A 16,464-nucleotide genomic window follows, 5' to 3' on the forward strand; every position below is an offset into this window, starting at 1 on the left:
ACATCGGGCCCGGCGGCCGCCACCGGCCTCAGGCCGTGGTCCTGCGTTCGACGGGCAGCGTCTTCTGCGCCGGCGCCCACCTGGGCGAGATGGCCGAGGCCGGGCGTGCCGAGCTGGAGGCCAACCTGGCGGCGGCCACACGGCTGGGGGAAATGTTCCGCGCGGTGCGCGACTGCCCGGCCCCGGTCGTGGCGCGCGTGCAGGGTGGTGCCTTCGGCGGCGGCGCCGGGCTGGCTGCCGCCTGCGACCTGGTCGTGGCGGGGCCGGCGGCGAAGTTCTGCTTCACCGAGGTGCGCCTGGGCCTGGTGCCCGGCGTGATCAGCCCGCTCGTGGTGTCGCGCCTGGGCGAGGCGCGGGCGCGCGACCTCTTCCTGACCGCCCGCACCGTCGACGCCGCCGAGGCGCACCGGCTGGGCCTGGCCGACCGGCTGGCGCCGCCCGGCGAACTGGACCGGGCCGTCGAGGCCGTGGTCGACGACCTGCTGCGCGCGGGGCCGGCGGCCCTCGGCGCGGCCAAGCAGCTGTTGCGTGACGTGGTGGCCGCCGGGTACGCAGGCAGCGCCGCCGTTTGCGCGCAACGCATTGCCGAGGCGCGCGCCACGCCGGAAGCACAGGCGGCCCTGGCTTCCTTCCTCGGGCGCCGACCCGCGCCCTGGACGCCGGCTGCAGGCTGGCGACTCGAACCCTGCGACGGGGAGGCCCGCGCGTGACCGCTCCGCGACGCGAGATCCGCACCGTACTGGTGGCCAACCGCGGCGAGATCGCCGTGCGCGTGATCCGTGCCTGCCGGGAACTGGGGCTGCGCACCGTGGCCGTGTGCTCGGAGGCCGACCGGCGCGCGCTGCACGCCGAGCTGGCCGACGTTGCGGTGGTGCTCGGTCCGCCCGAGCCGTCTGCCTCGTACCTGCGGGCCGACCTGATCATCGCCGCCGCCGTGCAGACGGGCGCCGACGCGGTGCACCCCGGCTACGGCTTCCTGGCCGAGAACGCGGCCTTCGCCGAGGCGTGCGCCGCCGCGGGGCTGGTCTTCATCGGGCCGTCGCCGGCCGTCATCCGCGCCATGGGCGAGAAGACCGCTGCGCGCGCCGTGATGGAAAAGGCGGGCGTCCCGGTCGTGCCGGGCGCGCGCCTGCCGGAGCCGACTGCCGACGGCGCCTTCGACGCCAACGCCGTGCACGCGGTCTGCGACGGCGTCGGCTATCCGTTGATGGTCAAGGCCGCGTTCGGCGGCGGCGGCAAGGGCATGCGGCTGGTGCAGGACCGCGCACAGGTGGTGGCTGCCTGCGAGGCGGCGGCCCGCGAGGCGCGCGGCGCCTTCGGCGACGGTACCGTCTACGTCGAGCGCTTCATCGCCCAGCCGCGACACATCGAGTTCCAGGTCTTCGGCGACAGCCATGGCAACGTCGTGCACCTGTTCGAGCGCGAGTGTTCGATCCAGCGTCGCCACCAGAAGATCATCGAGGAGACCCCGTCGCCCGCGCTGGACGAGGCGCGCCGCGCCGCGATGGGCGCCGCCGCGGTGGCCGCCGCCCGCGCCGTTGGCTACGAGGGCGCCGGCACCGTCGAGTTCCTTGTCGACCCGTCCGGGAACTTCTACTTCCTGGAGATGAACACCCGCCTGCAGGTGGAGCACCCCGTCACCGAGCTGGTCACCGGCCAGGACCTGGTCTGCGCGCAGATCCTGGTTGCCGGCGGCGCCCCGCTGCCCTGGAAGCAGTCGGACCTGACGGCCCGCGGCCACGCCATCGAGTGCCGCGTCTACGCGGAGGATCCCGAGAACGGGTTCATGCCCTCGCTGGGAACGCTGCTGCTGCTGCGGGAGCCGTCGGGTCCCGGCGTGCGCGTCGACTCGGGCGTCCGGCAGGGCGACGAAGTGAGTCTCTACTACGATCCGATGATCGCCAAGCTGAGCGTGCACGCGCCCGATCGCCCGGCGGCCATCGCGCGCATGGCGGCGGCCCTGCGCGACTACCCGATCCTCGGCGTGACCACGAACCACGAGTACCTCCTGGCCGTGCTGGCCGAGCCCGCGTTCGCCGCCGGCCGCCTGCACACCGGATTCCTCGAGGAGCACCTGCCGCACTGGCGCAGCGGTCGGGCCGTCGATGCCGGGGTGGCGCTGCTGGCGACCGCGGCGGCCGAGACGGGCGGGCGCGCACGCGGTGGCGCCACGTCATTGACCGGCAGCGCGAACGCCGCCGACGGCGAGCCCGTAGCGGCAGCCTCGCCGTGGGACCGCCTGGGGCGCTATCGCCACCCGGGACTGGGTTGAGAACCATGCGCAGGGAGCGGCCGTGCAGCTGAAATTCCGCGACGACAACGGTGAACACGCCCTCGCCGTCCGTCACCAGGAGGGCGGTTGGCTCGTGACGCCCGAGGGTGAAACGACGGGAGCGTCAGTCATCGCTGCCGCCGACGGTGCCTGGCTCGTGACGCTTCCTGACGGCAGCCGGCGCCGGGCCTGGGTCGTGGCGCAGCGCGACGAGCGCCTGGTGTTCTGCGACGGTCGCGTCCACCGGTTGCGCCGGCCCGACCCGGTCCACGCCGGCGAAGCCGTGGCCGACGTGGCCGAGGGGCCGAACCTGCACGCGCGCATGCCGGGCAAGGTGGTGCGCCTGCTGGTGTCCGCCGGCCAGCAGGTGTCCGCCGGCCAACCGCTCGTGATCATGGAATCGATGAAGATGGAAACCGAGTTGTCGGCGCCGTGCGCCGGGATCGTCGAGCGCCTTGCGGTCGGCGAAGGACAGGTCGTCGCCCAGGGCGACCTGCTGATTGCCGTCGAGGCCTCGCCCATCGCTTGAGCGGCGGCACTATTCCGGGAGATGAGATGGACCACCGCCTGCAGGAGATCATCGCCGCCACCGGCGAGCTTCCGGCATTGCCGTCGACGACCTCGCGTCTGCTGGCGCTGCTGGACGACGAGAGTGCCGGGGCCGACGCCGTGCTCGAGGTGATCGGCACCGATGCCTCGCTGACCGCCAACCTTCTGAAGCTGAGCAACAGCGCCTATTACGGATTGCGTCGCCAGGTGGGCACCGTCAACGAGGCGCTGATGATGCTGGGCAGCCGCACCGTCGTCTCGCTGGCGTTCGCCACCAGCCTGGGCGACGTGTTGCGGGGGCCGCTGGCCGGCTACCGCCTGGAGCGCGATGTCCTTTGGCGGCATTCGCTGGCCGTCGCCGTGGGGGCGGCCCACCTGGCCGGCACGGGCGCCGCCGGCGCCCCCGACAGTGCCCGTGTTTCGCGGGACCGCGCCTTCACCGCCGGTCTCGTCCACGACATCGGCAAGCTGGTGCTCAACGGCGCCCTCAAGGCGAAGCTTCAGCAGTTGCCCCAGACCGCCGGCTTCGACGTGCTGGTGCGCGGTGAGCGCGAGATCCTCGGCTTCGACCACGCCGAAGCCGGGCAGGCGCTGGCCGAGTCCTGGAATTCCCCGACCGGGCTGGCCACCGTCATCGGCGCGCACCATGTTCCGTACACCGCCGGCTGCCTGGCCGACCTGGGGCCCGAACCCGCGGCCGCCGACCTGCTGCGCGCCGTGGCGGGCGCCAACCTGACCGCCAGCCGCGCGGGCCTCGGCGCCGGCGACCTGTGCACCGACGACGCCCCCTGGCTCGAGGCGCTCGACGCGCTGGGCGTAGCCGAGGTCGACGCGCGCGAGGTGCTGGCCCGCCTGCCCGGTGATGTCGCGTCGCTGGCCGACGCGCTGAAAGGTCGTCCGTGAAGGTCCTGTTCATCTGCACCGCGAACGCCTGCCGCAGCCAGATGGCCGAGGCCTGGGCGCGCCAGCTGTTTCCCGCTGGCTGGACCGCCGCCAGTGCCGGGTTGATCACGCACCCGATCCACGAGCGCACGCGCGCGATCATGGCCGAGGCGGGCGTCGCCATGGACGGCCAGTATTCCAAGTCCATCGACGTGCACGACCTGGACGCCTTCGACCTCGTGGTCACCCTCAGCGATGAGGCCGGCCGCTTCCTGCCGGCCCTGGCCGACCCTTCGCGGCACCGCCCCAGCCCGATGCCCGACCCGATGTCCGCCCGCGGGACGGCCGCCGAACTGCGCGCCGCCTACCGAGCCGGCCGGGATCACCTGCGGGGGCTGGTTTCAGGCCTCGTGGCAGAGTTTTCCCGCTGACGGGGCGCCTGCGGCCCGCTCCGCACCGCGAACTCGTTCGCAGTCTTTGGGTTGTGAATATATACGTTAAATCCGTAATACAGGATGAATATGATCGTGGGCCGCCCGGAGGGTTGGCACGCGCGTCCGCGGGGGCACAGCAGATTTTTTTTCCCGCCTCGGGACCGCGTCGAATCGGCCCGCCGGCGGGCCTTTGGCGCGGTTGCGGGGCCGCCTGGGGCTTCGCTCGACGGTATGTGAAGATTTTGTTTTGAAACGTGACCCGGTTCTTTCTTAATGTGCCGCTCACGCCACTAAGTGGTGTGGTAAACGAACCTCAGAGCCCCCACATGTTGGGGGCAGACCGACTGATAGAACATCAAGCGCGACCTGATTTTTCCTCAGGAACCGGAGCGCGACAGGGGCAGCAGATTCCTGTCGGCAGCGCTGGCGGAGCCAGCGCATCCGCGGCAGGAAACATCGCGGCCAGCAACGTTCAGAGGACCTGAACACAAGGAGCGGAGGAGCATGACGGACAAGACCAATCCCGATGGATTTCCCAGACACGAAGCACCGATCGACGGTTCGCTTTTCGGCGCCCGTACCACCGAGAGGACGACCTTGCCCATGGAGTCCGGGGCGGACCCCGAAGGCAACGCCGTTCGTCGCCGTCCGCGCGGGGTGGCCTTCAACCGGCACTACACGCGCGACGGCGTCAACCCGTTCGATGCCGTCGAGTGGACGCTGCGCACGGCGGTCATCGCCACCGACAAGGGCGAGGTCCTGTTCCGGCAGGACAACTGCGAGATCCCGGCCGAGTGGACCCAGATGGCGGCCAACGTGGTCGTCTCCAAGTATTTTCGCGGCGGCCTCGGCAGCCCCGACCGCGAGCATTCGGTGCGCCAGCTCGTGGGCCGCGTGGCCAACACCATCGCCGACTGGGGCCTGAAGGACGGCACGTTCGTCACGGCGCAGGACGGCGAGATCTTCCGCGCCGAGCTGACCCACATGCTGGTCAACCAGCTGGTGTCGTTCAACTCGCCGGTGTGGTTCAACGTCGGCGTCGAGAAGACGCCGCAGTGTTCGGCCTGCTTCATCAATTCCGTGCAGGACTCGATGACGAGCATCCTCGACCTGGCCAAGACCGAGGGCCTGCTGTTCAAGTACGGCTCGGGCACCGGCAGCAACCTGTCGGCGCTGCGTTCCAGCCGTGAGCAGCTGTCGACCGGCGGCCAGGCCAGCGGCCCGGTCTCGTTCATGCGCGGCTTCGACGCCTTTGCCGGCGTCATCAAGAGCGGCGGCAAGACGCGCCGCGCCGCGAAGATGGTCATCCTCAACGCCGACCATCCCGACATCGAGGAGTTCATCGACTGCAAGGTGAACGAGGAGAAGAAGGCCTGGGCGCTGATCGACTCCGGCTACGACGGATCGTTCGGCGGCGAGGCCTACAACTCGGTGTTCTTCCAGAACAGCAACAACTCCGTCCGCGCCACGAACGAGTTCATGCGCGCGGTGGAGGAGGACGGTGACTGGACGATGCGCGCGGTCACCGACGGCCGCCCGATGGGCATCGTCAAGGCCCGCACCCTGATGCGGAAGATCGCCGAGGGTACCCACCTGTGCGGCGACCCGGGCGTGCAGTTCGACACGACGATCAACGACTGGCACACCTGCCCCAACACCGACCGCATCCGGGCGTCGAACCCGTGCAGCGAGTACATGTTCCTCGACGACTCGGCCTGCAACCTGGCCTCGCTGAACCTGATGAAGTTCCGCCAGGCCGACGGCGAGTTCGACATCGACGCGTTCCGCTATGCGGTGCGCGTGATGATCACGGCCATGGAGATCGTCGTCGGCAACAGCAGCTACCCGCGCGCCGAGATCGCCGCCAACAGCCACCGCTTCCGGCCGCTGGGCCTCGGTTACGCCAACCTGGGCGCGCTGCTGATGAACCGCGGGCTGCCCTACGACAGCGACACCGGTCGCGACTACGCGGCGGCCCTCACCGCGCTCATGTGCGGCCAGGCCTACCTGACGTCGGCCGAGCTGGCCCGCGAGATGGGCCCGTTCGACGGCTACGCCGAGAACCGCGAGCCCATGCTCGAGGTCATCCGCAAGCACCGCGCGGCGGTCAACGGCATCAACGCCAATCGCGTGCCCGAAGGCCTGCTGGAAGAGGCCGAGAAGGTGTGGCGCGACGCCTACGCCCTGGGCCACGACTACGGCTACCGCAACAGCCAGGTCACGGTGTTGGCGCCGACCGGCACGATCGGCTTCATGATGGACTGCGACACCACCGGCGTCGAACCCGACATCGCCCTGGTGAAGTACAAGAAGCTGGTCGACGGCGGCATGATGAAGATCATCAACAACTCGGTGCCCGAGGCGCTCGAGAAGCTGGGCTATGACGAGGAGGCCGTCGAGGCCATCATCGAGTTCATCGCCGAGAACGAGACGATCGAGGGCGCGCCGGGCCTGAAGGAAGAGCACCTGCCGGTCTTCGACTGCGCGTTCCGGCCCGCGAACGGCCAGCGCTCGATCCACTACATGGGGCACCTGCGCATGATGGCCGCCGTGCAGCCGTTCCTGTCGGGCGCCATCAGCAAGACCGTCAACCTGCCGCCCGAGGCGACCGTCGACGAGATCATGACCACGTACCTCGAGGCCTGGAAGATGGGGCTCAAGGCGGTGGCCATCTATCGCGACGGCAGCAAGCGCCTGCAGCCGCTGAACACGGGCAAGAAGAAGGACGAGGTCGTGGCCGAGGCGCCGCTGGCCCCGCCCAAGCCCCAGCGCGTGCGGCTGCCGGACGAGCGGCGCGCCATCACGCACAAGTTCGACATCGGCGGGCACGAGGGCTACATCACCGTCGGCCTGTACCCGAACGGCAAGCCGGGCGAGATGTTCATCTCGATGGCCAAGGAAGGCTCCGTGGTCAGCGGCCTGATGGACAGCTTCGCCACCAGCGTGTCGATCATGCTGCAGTACGGCGTGCCGCTGAAGGTGCTCATCAACAAGTTCACCCACGCGCGCTTCGAGCCGAGCGGCTTCACCAGCAACCCGGAGATCCCCATCGCCAAATCGGTGATGGACTACATCTTCCGCTGGATGGACCTGAAGTTCGGCGAGCACGCCGGCGATGACGACGGCACCGAGGCGACCATTCCGGTCGAGGCCCGCGCCGTCGACCAGGCGCAGAAGGCCATGGCTGCGTCGGCGGGCGGCCCTGCGCGCATCACCATGCAGCAGCCGCGCATGACGATCCAGGCGCAGACCGACAGCCCGCCGTGCCCGAATTGCGATTCGCTGACCGTGCGCAGCGGCTCCTGCTACAAGTGCATCAACTGCGGGACGACCACCGGCTGCTCCTAGCAGCCAGCGATCACGGCGGGTGCCTTTGGGCGCCTCCGTGAAGACGGAGCGAACCGCGGCCAGGATGGCTGCCGGAACCCGGCGGGGAAGGATCCCTGCCGGGTTCCTGGCTTTGGGGGCCTGCCGCAGGGGGAGAAGTGCCGTCGCCGACGCGCACGGGCGACGGTCCTGCATTTCACCGTATCTTGAAACGCGCGGCCAACGGGCCGGCGGGCCGGCGTCGGCAGGATCGATGGACTCCGAGGGGCACACAGGGTATGTCGTGGGCGGCAGGACACACACCAGGAGTTGCCGGCTGATGCAGACGATGGGCGCGCAGCACCGGCTCCGGTTCACGCCGCTCCTCTGCGCCCTGGCGCTGGGCGTGCTGCTGGGAGGCACGCCCCCGGCCGGGGCCACGGTCGTCAGCTGGGGCGCCGCCGTGGTGGCCGGTCGCGAGGAACTGGCCGACCTGCGCGCCGTCTCGGCGGGCGGCTACCACACGCTGGGCCTGCGACCGGACAGCACCCTCGTCGCCACCGGCTACAACTGGTTCGGCCAGGCGACACCGCCGGTCGCCGTGCGCGGCCTCGTGGCTGTCTCGGCCGGCTACCTGCACAGCCTGGCCCTGGACGCCGCCGGCACCGTCCACGCCTGGGGCGCCAACGAACACGGGCAGGGCACGGCGCCGCAGGTGAGCAACGGTCAGGGCGCGAACACCGGCCACACCGCGATCGCCGCCGGCGGTTACCACAACCTGGTGCTCGGCGCCGCAGGCGGGGTCACGGCCTGGGGACGCGACGATTTCGCGCAGTGCTCAAGCGCGCCGGCCGAAGGTGGCTTCAGCGCGGTAGCGGCCGGCGGCTTCCACAGCCTGGCTCTGCGCGCGGACGGCACGATCGCTGCGTGGGGACGCAACGATGACGGGCAGTGTGACGTGCCCGTGCCCAACACCGGCTTCGTCGCGATCGCCGCCGGCTGGAAGCACTCGCTGGCGCTGCGCGCCGACGGCAGCGTCGCCGCCTGGGGCGCTCCGATGTCGGACAGCTCGTCGTGCCGTCGCCGAACGCGGGCTTCGTCGCCATCGCCTCGGGCTTCGACCACGGCCTGGCGCTGCGGGCCGACGGTTCGCTCGCGGCCTGGGGGCGCAACGACCACGGGCAGGGCGTGCCGCTTTCTTCCAACGCGTTCTACACGGCGGTGACCGGCGGCTTCGGCCACACGGTGGGCCTGCTCAAGGGCGGCGGCGCCGATGCCTGGGGCCTGAACGACGACGCCCAGTGCGGCCTGCCGGTGCCCAACCGCGAGTTCGTCGTCGTCGCCGCCGGCTTCGCGCACAGCCTGGCGCTGCGTATTGACGGTTTCGTGCTGGCCTGGGGCGACAATGACCTGCGCCAGTGCGAGGTGCCGTTTCCGAACGCGGGCTTCACGAGCCTCGCTGCCGGCCAGTCGCACAGCCTCGGCCTGCGCAGCGACGGCACCGTCGCCGCCTGGGGCAACAATGCCGACGGGCAGTGCACCGTGCCGGCGCTGCCGTTCCCCTACACGGCGATCGCGGCGGGCGGCTCGCACAGCCTCGGGCTGGCTGCCGGGGGGATCATCCTCGCCTGGGGCCAGGCAACCCAGGGCCAGACCGCGGTGCCCGCTCCCAACGCGGGCTTCGTCGCGATCGCCGCGGGCGGCGCCCACAGCCTGGGCCTGCGCGCCGACGGCTCGATCGCGGCGTGGGGCAGCAACGCAGAGGGCCAGTGCGCGGTGCCGGCGCCCAACAGCGGCTTTGTGGCGATCGCGGCCGGCTGGGCGCACAGCGTCGGCCTCCGGGCCGACGGCACGCTGGTGGCCTGGGGCAACAACGACGACGGGCAATGCGATGTGCCGCCACCCGACCCGGCCTGGACCGCCGTCAGCGCCGGGGGGCGCTTCAGCCTCGCCTTGCGGGACGATGCGACGGTGGCGGCCTGGGGGAACATGGGCGCCGGCGGGCAGGCGCTGCCGCACGCCAACGTCCGCCTCAAGTCCATCTCCGCCGGCTACAACCACGCCCTGGCGGCGCAGAGCGAGCGCCTGCAGGAAGGCTACGATCCCGAACTGCCGCTGCCGGCGCGCCCGCGCCTGCTGCCCTGCTTCCCCAACCCGTTCAATGCGGGCACCACGATCACCTGGGAACTGCCGGCGGCCGCCGACGTGCGCCTGCGCATCCACGATCTCCGCGGTCGCCTCGTGCGCGAACTGGTCCGCGGCCGGTATGCGGCGGGCCGCCACCATGTCACCTGGGACGGGACCGCGAACGACGGTCGCCTGCTGCCCGCCGGCCTCTACCTGGGCCGGCTGGAGACCGGGGACGGGCACGACTTCCGTTCGTTGACGCTCCTCAAATAGACGGCGCCCGGCCTGCAGTTCGCGGGCCGGGCGCAGGATCGAGGCAGGAGACCGGCAGCTGGAGGCGCCTAGGCCCCGCCGAGAGCCTTCGTGATCGCCGCGCGAAGCTCGGCATCGTCGGGCGCGGTCTTGGGCCCGAAGCGGGCGATGACCTTGCCGTCGCGGCCCACCAGGTACTTCGTGAAGTTCCAGGTGGGCTCTCGAGGCCGCCGCCCGTCAGCCACGAGTAGAGGCCGTCTCCTGCCGTCGCCCTTCACCTTCACCTTGGCGAACAGCGGAAAGCTGACCTGGTAGTTGGTGTCGCAGAACGAACGGATCTCCTCGGCGGTGCCGGGCTCCTGGCCCATGAAGTCGTTGCTGGGGAAGCCCAGCACGACGAAGCCCTGGTCCTTCAACTCGCGATACAGCGACTCGAGGCCCTTGTACTGCGGCGTCAGCCCGCACTTGCTGGCCGTGTTGACCACCAGTGCGACCTGCCCCTTCCACTGGGAGAGCGCCGCAGGCTTCCCTTCCAGCGAGTTCGGCGTGAAGGCCCAAAGCGTGCCGGGCGCCTCGCCGGTCGCCGCTTGCGCGCCGCCGGCCAGCGCGCCGCGCAGGACGATGACGACGATGCCGACCGCCACCACGAGTGCGCCCGCGAAAATCAGGATGACGTTCTTCAAGCGGATCCCCGTTCCCCGGCGCGGCGCCTGCCGCCGCGTCCGTCTATAGTCCCTTGAGCCAGTGCCCGACCGCCACGCCGATGAAGTTGGCCACGGCATAGCCCAGCGTGCCGCAGAGGATGGCCGGCAGCACCAGTGTGTCCCAGCGCCGCGCCACGGCCATGGCCGCGGCGGTCGTCGGGCCGCCCACGTTCGCGTTCGAAGCGATGATAAGCTCGAACAGGTCCAGCCGCATCAGCATGCCACCCAGCAGCAGCACCAGCAGGTGGATGGCGAGGATCACCGCGGCAAAGACGAAAAGCACCGGTCCCACCTTGAGAACCATGCCGATGTTGGCGCTGGCCCCGATCACGGCGAAGAAGATCTGCATCAGGAAGGTGCCGATCACGTCACTGCCGGCCAGCCTGGCGCAGGCGCCCGGCGCCGCGGTCGCCAGCGTCACGGTCAACGCCGTGAGGATCAGCACACCGCTGCCCTTCCAGCCGGTCAGCGCCGCCAGTCCATAGCTGATGGCGCAAAGCACGAGCCCCAGGGCCACCGCCGTGGTCGTGCCGCGCAGGTCGGGCATCGTGTTGACGGCCTTCCGGCCGGAGTCGAGCGCGGAGGAGCCCGGCGTTGCCTCCACCAGTCGGCGCGGGTAGCGTCGTGCCAGCCAGCCGAACGAGGGCAGCGCAAACAGGATCAGGAAGTAGATCGCCATCACGAGGTTGTCGGCGGCGACACCGGCGCTCAGCAGGTCGCCCGAGCGCAACCCGACGATCTCCGAGACGGCGGCGTAGTTCATGGAACCGCCGATGCAGGTGGCGCAGAACACGGCCGCCAGCTGCCAGCCCTCCGCGCCGAGCGGCACCACGAGGAAGGCGACGATCGTCCCCAGGACGCTGCCGACGGCACCGATGCCGAACGCCAGCAGGGTGGGGCCCGCCTCGCGGAGAATGCGCCGCAGGTCGGCGCGCAGGAGCAGCAGTGGGATCGCCAGCGGCACCAGGCGGCCCCAGACCACGTCGTAGGCCGGAACGCCGTCGGCCGGGATCACGCCGAGATTCGAGAGCAGGAACGTGAAGCCCATGGTCAGGATGGCGCCGCTGAGCCGCCGGCCCACGCGGGTGTTCTCGACATGCAGGCCGAAGGCGGCCGCCGTCAGCAGCACCGCCCAGATCGCCCAGGAACTGTCGGCGGGAATCAGGGTAGCCAGCACGGTGCGGGTCCTTTCGAAACCGGGAGCCACGACAGTCGCCCGCCGCCGCACGGTCGACGGGTCGGCGCAGGTTAGCAGCGGCCGGCCCCGGCGACAACCCATGGCGCGGGCCCGGATGCAGTCGACGGACGGCCGCGGGACGACCGCCGACGGTTCGGGGTGGCAGAACCCGCGCTGTTTTGCCAGTATGGCGATGGATGGACCAACGGCCCCGACCAGGCCACCGGGCCTGCGACGGTCCCAACCGAGGATGGAGCGATGTCGATGAGATCCTGCGCCCTGCAATCCGGCCACCGTGCGTCTGCGGTGGCGCTCGCGCTGTTGGCGATGCTGGTGACGACCCTGGCGGCGCTGCCGGCGCAGGCGGTGTCCCGCGGCGACGGTCGCGACTGGAACCGGGGCGGCGACACGTTGACCGGTGCGGTCGGCATGCACTACGGCAAGATCGGCGGCACGGGCCTGTCGTTCCGGTTGCCGCTGCAATGGTTCCTGTATGCGCAGGCCGCCGGCGGCATCTGGCACACCGGCGACGACCAGCGCCACAATCTCGGCATCCAGCTGCACTACCTGCTGCGCCAGGACTCGCAGCTGCGCCTGTTCACGGCCGTCGGTACCGCCTTCTACTACCACCGCGAGAAGACGGGCGTGGGTCCGGACGGCGACATCTACGCGGCCGGTACCGACTGGAACTACGGCGCCGGTGTCGGCGTCGAGGTGCTCCAGGGCGCGCGCTGGGCGTGGCTGGTGGAACTCGACTTCGTACACGAAGAGCGGACCGGCAACACGACGGTGTCGCCCCAGGCCGGCATCTCGTACTACTGGTGAAAGCCGTTACCGAAGTCGACGACACCGCGCGCACCGCCTGGTGCTTCTATGACTGGGCCAACTCGGCGTTCGCCACCTCGATCATGGCCGCCCTGTTCCCGCCCTTCTTCCGGCAGTTGGCCATTGCCGGCGGGCGCGGCGAGTCCGAGGCCACCGCCCTGTGGGGCTACGTGACGGCAGGTGGCCTGCTCCTGACGGCCCTCCTGTCGCCACCGCTCGGCGCGGCCGCCGATGCGCGCGGTGATCGCAAGCGCCGCCTGGCGTGGTTCGCGGGCGCCGGCGCCGTCCTGACCATGTTGATGGCTACCCTGGGCGGCGCGCAGTGGCAGGCCGCGGCGCTGCTGTTCACGGCCGCGAGCCTCGCGTTTTCCCTGTCCATCGTGTTCTACGAGGCGCTGCTGCCCCACCTGGCGACGGGGGCCGGGCTCGACGCCCTTTCGGCCCGCGCCTACGGCCTCGGCTACGCGGGCGGCGGGCTCCTGCTCGTCGTGAACCTGGCCTGGGTGCTCAAGCCGGGCTGGTTCGGGCTCGCCGACGCCGGGCAGGCCGTGCGCCTGTCCTTCATCAGCGTGGGTGTGTGGTGGATGTTGTTCACGATCCCGCTGCTGAGGCGCGTGCCCGAGCCTCCATCGTCGGGCGCGCCGGCCGGCGTGCTGGCGACGTTGCGACGCCTGCGCGGCACCTTCAACGAGATCCGCAGCTATCCCGACCTCAGCCTGCTGCTCGTCGCCTACTGGGTCTACAACGACGGGATCGGCACCATCGTCAAGATGGCCACGGCCTTCGGCGCCGAGCAGGGCATCGGCCTGACGCACCTGATCGGGGCGCTGGTGGTCACCCAGGCGGTGGGCGTGCCCTGCTCGTACGCCTTTGCCGCTGCCGCGAAACGGCACGGCGCGCGCACCCTGGTCCTGGGCGCCCTGGCCGGCTACACGCTGATCGCCGTCGGCGCGCTGTTCCTGCGCACGGCCCTGCACTTCTACCTGCTGGCGGCAGCCGTCGGCGTGGTGCAGGGCGGCGCGCAGGCACTGAGCCGCTCGCTCTTCGCGGCCATGGTGCCGCGGCACCGCGCCGCCGAGTTCTTCGGGTTCTTCGGCGCCAGCGGGCGGCTGGCCGGCGTGGTGGGGCCGCTGGTCTTCGGGCTGACGGCCCAGGCGGCCGGCACCAGCCGGGTTGGCGTCGCTTCGCTGGTGGTGTTCTTCGTGGCCGGCGGCCTGCTGCTGTGGCGGGTCGACCCGGCGGCGGGCAACGCGGCGGCGCGTCGAGCCGAGCGGCAGGCGGGTTGGCCGGTGTCGACCTGATGGTCGCAGAGATCCCGATCGTGGTGTAAGCTGACCCCCAGCCGTCCTGCGCGGAGCGGGCGGCATACCCGGAAAGGTGACCAGCATGCCGAGTTCCCGGCCCGCATTCTCGAAGGATCCGCTGTACCAGCTGCTGCGCTCGGACGACGTCACGGGCTTCAACGCCAAGCGCGCAACGGGCGCCACCTGTGACCTGCGTGGCGTCGACCTGCGGTCGCTGGACCTGCGCGGGATGAACGCCGACGGGCTCGACATGTCGGACGCCTACCTGCGGGAAGCCGACCTGCGCGGCATCGACTTCTCGAACACCCGCATGGAGGGCGTCAGCCTGCGGAACGCCCGCGTTTCCGGCGTCATGTTCCCTGCCGAGCTTTCCGCCGAGGAGATCCGTCTCTCGGTCGACCTCGGCACGCGCATGCGCTACAACCCGCTCCTGCGCGGCCGCTAGAGGCAAGGTGCCGCAAATGCCGGCGCCGTGTCGGGCATTGTGCGGTCAGGATGATCCGGGGGGAATTGCCGCCGTCACTCGGTGTCGGGCATGTTGCCCTCGCCGAGCGGCAGCAGCCTGACGCGGCCGTTGAGCAGGCGCGCCAGGCGAGGCTTGCGCACGGACGCGCGCACGGGCATGCGTTCCTCGCCCAGCTGGATCGACGTGCCGGACCACACTTCCTTGAGTGCTGCGATCTCGGGATGACAGGCCGCCTCGGCTTCGTCGATATAGCGCTTGATCGCCGCGGTCGCCTGGGTGATTGCGCCCGGTAGCGCTGCCGCTTCCCGTACCAGTTCGCCCAGCGCGGCGGCGACGGCCTCCTTGGATTCTCCGCTCGGCATCTCGCGGAGCCGGGCCATCTCGGCGGTCAGGAACCCGCGACGCTTCTCGAATTCGGCGAGCTCAGCCTCCATCCTGGCCACGGTCGGCTCGACCAGGTAGTCGACGCCCGCCACCAGCACCGTGCCCGTGGCGCCGGCCGCACCGGCCTGGCCCACGGTGATTCCCGCGCGCGCGATCGTCGTGCCGCCACCGATGCGCCCGTTGGCCACCAGGACGCGCCCGAGCGTGCGGATCACGGCGTGGGACACCTCGTTGCCCACGGTCACGTCGCCGATCGCATCGAGGTTGGCGTCACGGATGTATCGTGCCTGCACGCTGCCGCCGACGCAGATGCGGAATTCTTCCTGCCCGACAATGCCGCCACCGACCTGCAGGCAACCGCCGGTCGTGATGTTGCACGGCTCGATCATGCCGCGCACGACAACGTCACCGTTGACCTCGATGGTCACGCCCTGTTCGATGTCGCCCTCGATCTGCAGGGTCCCGGTGTGGCGGATGTTGCCGGTCGCCAGCCCGAGGTTGCCCTTGACCACGTAGACGTCGTCGACGGCCAGCGTGCCGTTGTTCAGACGCACGCGCCCGGAGACCTCGGCCTCGAACCAGGTGATGCCCTGTTCGTCGTCGCGTTGCGTCACGCCCTTGGCGCAGCGCATTCGCTCCTTTTGCGGTCGTCCGACCGCGATCTTCTGGCCGAAGACGTTGAGTCCCGGTTCGCCCGTTACCGGCGGATGCAGCTTCAGCAGCCATTCGCCGGCGGTGACGGCGCGGTTGTCGAGCCTTGCCCAGAAATCGATGGCGCCCGTCTCGGCGTCGACTTCCCATCCCTCGACAAAGAAATCGCGCGCCCATTCCAGGCGCCCGTCACGGCTCGGTTCGGCGTCGTAGCCCTGGATGAGCGGTTGCGCGACCAGCGCCTGCCCGTTATGCGCACAGACGGCGAGCATCTGCGTGAGCAACTCGGCATCGGGGTATTCGGGGATCTTCAGCTTGCGGAACGCTTCCATGACGGTGGCCACGGTTTCGTCCAGCACCGGAAGCGGGTCGGGGCAATCCAGCAGCACGCCGAGCTTGTCGTCCGTGACATAGACGCTGACGTCGCCGGCGCCGGCGCGCATGCCGGCGGGTTCGGCGGTGGCCGTGCCGCCCGAAGCAGGTTTCTGTGATGCGCGTGCACCGGCCATGAGGATCCCGACTCCACTCTGCGTCGCGAGCCCGCAATGACACTACAACTCGCTCTGATTTTCGGCGAACGGAGGCGGGGGTTTAACGGCAATCGTCGCTGTCGGCCGGCGGGGGCGGGCGGCGGGTGAGCCGGCGGGCCCAGTCGAGGGGTCCATGGCCGGGACCGGTCAGGTTCCTGGGCGGCGCCGGCGGGCGCCCGGCGTCGGCGACCGCGTCGGTGATGGCCGCCCAGATGGTATCGGCGTCGACGGCCGCCTCGCGGGCGGCGACGGCGGGGTCCGGGGCCGCGGCAGCCACAGGTCCGGCCGCATCCGCGTCGAAGATGACTGCCGCCTGGCCGTCACCCAGGGGCACCACGGCCAGGCCGCTGGCGGGGTCACGGACCGGTTCGGCGCCGTTCGGACGCTGGCGGGCTCCGGAAGTGCGCCGGCGGGCCCAGGCCATGGCCAGGAGCGCCACCGTCAGGGCCCCGGCAGCCAGGATCCCGGCCATGGCGGCCCAGGGATCCACGGGCCGGGACATGGCGAGCACAGCCACGGTGCCGCCGAAAACGACGGTTCCGAACGCCAGGGTCGCCAGCAGGATGAATCGTGCGTGCCGGTCCATGCCCTTGGGAAAGCA

At 70.7% G+C, this 16,464-nt stretch carries 13 protein-coding genes and 2 pseudogenes; 11 read left to right on the forward strand and 4 right to left on the reverse strand.

Annotated elements, in window-relative coordinates; all coding sequences use genetic code 11:
• The first annotated feature begins 727 nt into the window (after positions 1 to 727).
• From IPG61_15400 to IPG61_15440, 9 genes and pseudogenes are all read left to right on the forward strand, one after another.
• Positions 728 to 2,272, forward strand: a complete 1,545-nt coding sequence (locus tag IPG61_15400) for an acetyl-CoA carboxylase biotin carboxylase subunit (protein MBK6735435.1) — start codon at positions 728 to 730, stop codon at positions 2,270 to 2,272.
• A gap of 22 nt (positions 2,273 to 2,294) precedes the next feature.
• Positions 2,295 to 2,801 carry a biotin/lipoyl-binding protein gene (locus tag IPG61_15405; protein ID MBK6735436.1) on the forward strand — a complete coding sequence of 169 codons (507 nt, stop codon included), beginning with the start codon at positions 2,295 to 2,297 and terminating at the stop codon, positions 2,799 to 2,801.
• Positions 2,802 to 2,827: 26 nt separating this feature from the next.
• Positions 2,828 to 3,724 carry an HDOD domain-containing protein gene (locus IPG61_15410; protein MBK6735437.1) on the forward strand — a complete coding sequence of 299 codons (897 nt, stop codon included), beginning with the start codon at positions 2,828 to 2,830 and terminating at the stop codon, positions 3,722 to 3,724.
• Complete coding sequence (locus tag IPG61_15415) at positions 3,721 to 4,134, forward strand: arsenate reductase ArsC (GenBank protein MBK6735438.1); 414 nt, start codon at positions 3,721 to 3,723, stop codon at positions 4,132 to 4,134. Before IPG61_15410 ends, IPG61_15415 begins: the two co-directional genes overlap by 4 nt.
• A 606-nt stretch (positions 4,135 to 4,740) precedes the next feature.
• Positions 4,741 to 7,485: a vitamin B12-dependent ribonucleotide reductase gene (locus IPG61_15420; GenBank protein ID MBK6735439.1), complete on the forward strand. Its 2,745-nt coding sequence runs from the start codon at positions 4,741 to 4,743 to the stop codon at positions 7,483 to 7,485.
• Between the two features lie 298 nt (positions 7,486 to 7,783).
• The gene (locus tag IPG61_15425; GenBank protein MBK6735440.1) at positions 7,784 to 8,668 is read left to right on the forward strand and encodes a hypothetical protein; all 885 of its coding nucleotides are present in this window, start codon (positions 7,784 to 7,786) and stop codon (positions 8,666 to 8,668) included.
• 260 nt (positions 8,669 to 8,928) lie between these two features.
• Positions 8,929 to 9,096: pseudogene (locus IPG61_15430) on the forward strand (cell wall anchor protein).
• 6 nt (positions 9,097 to 9,102) lie between these two features.
• A pseudogene (locus IPG61_15435) lies at positions 9,103 to 9,330 on the forward strand (hypothetical protein).
• 102 nt (positions 9,331 to 9,432) lie between these two features.
• Positions 9,433 to 9,843, forward strand: coding sequence for a T9SS type A sorting domain-containing protein (locus IPG61_15440; GenBank protein ID MBK6735441.1), 411 nt, complete (start codon positions 9,433 to 9,435; stop codon positions 9,841 to 9,843).
• Positions 9,844 to 9,911: 68 nt separating this feature from the next.
• On the opposite strand, the gene IPG61_15445 is transcribed toward IPG61_15440, so the two are convergent.
• Positions 9,912 to 10,604: a glutathione peroxidase gene (locus tag IPG61_15445; GenBank protein ID MBK6735442.1), complete on the reverse strand. Its 693-nt coding sequence runs from the start codon at positions 10,602 to 10,604 to the stop codon at positions 9,912 to 9,914.
• The gene (locus IPG61_15450; protein MBK6735443.1) at positions 10,549 to 11,700 is read right to left on the reverse strand and encodes a DUF819 family protein; all 1,152 of its coding nucleotides are present in this window, start codon (positions 11,698 to 11,700) and stop codon (positions 10,549 to 10,551) included. The genes IPG61_15445 and IPG61_15450 overlap by 56 nt, the downstream gene beginning before the upstream one ends.
• Positions 11,701 to 12,185: 485 nt before the next feature.
• On the opposite strand from IPG61_15450, the gene IPG61_15455 reads away from it, so the two are divergent.
• Positions 12,186 to 13,829, forward strand: a complete 1,644-nt coding sequence (locus IPG61_15455; protein ID MBK6735444.1) for an MFS transporter — start codon at positions 12,186 to 12,188, stop codon at positions 13,827 to 13,829.
• Positions 13,830 to 13,914: 85 nt separating this feature from the next.
• Entirely contained in the window at positions 13,915 to 14,277 is a 363-nt protein-coding gene (locus IPG61_15460) for a pentapeptide repeat-containing protein (protein MBK6735445.1), read from the forward strand.
• A gap of 74 nt (positions 14,278 to 14,351) precedes the next feature.
• On the opposite strand, the gene IPG61_15465 is transcribed toward IPG61_15460, so the two are convergent.
• Together IPG61_15465 and IPG61_15470 are read right to left on the reverse strand one after the other, a co-directional pair.
• Entirely contained in the window at positions 14,352 to 15,842 is a 1,491-nt protein-coding gene (locus IPG61_15465; GenBank protein MBK6735446.1) for a DUF342 domain-containing protein, read from the reverse strand.
• An 82-nt stretch (positions 15,843 to 15,924) separates the two neighbouring features.
• Positions 15,925 to 16,449, reverse strand: a complete 525-nt coding sequence (locus tag IPG61_15470; GenBank protein MBK6735447.1) for a hypothetical protein — start codon at positions 16,447 to 16,449, stop codon at positions 15,925 to 15,927.
• Positions 16,450 to 16,464 lie beyond the last annotated feature (15 nt).

The organism is bacterium (genome assembly GCA_016703265.1).
GTDB lineage: Bacteria > Krumholzibacteriota > Krumholzibacteriia > LZORAL124-64-63 > LZORAL124-64-63 > CAINDZ01.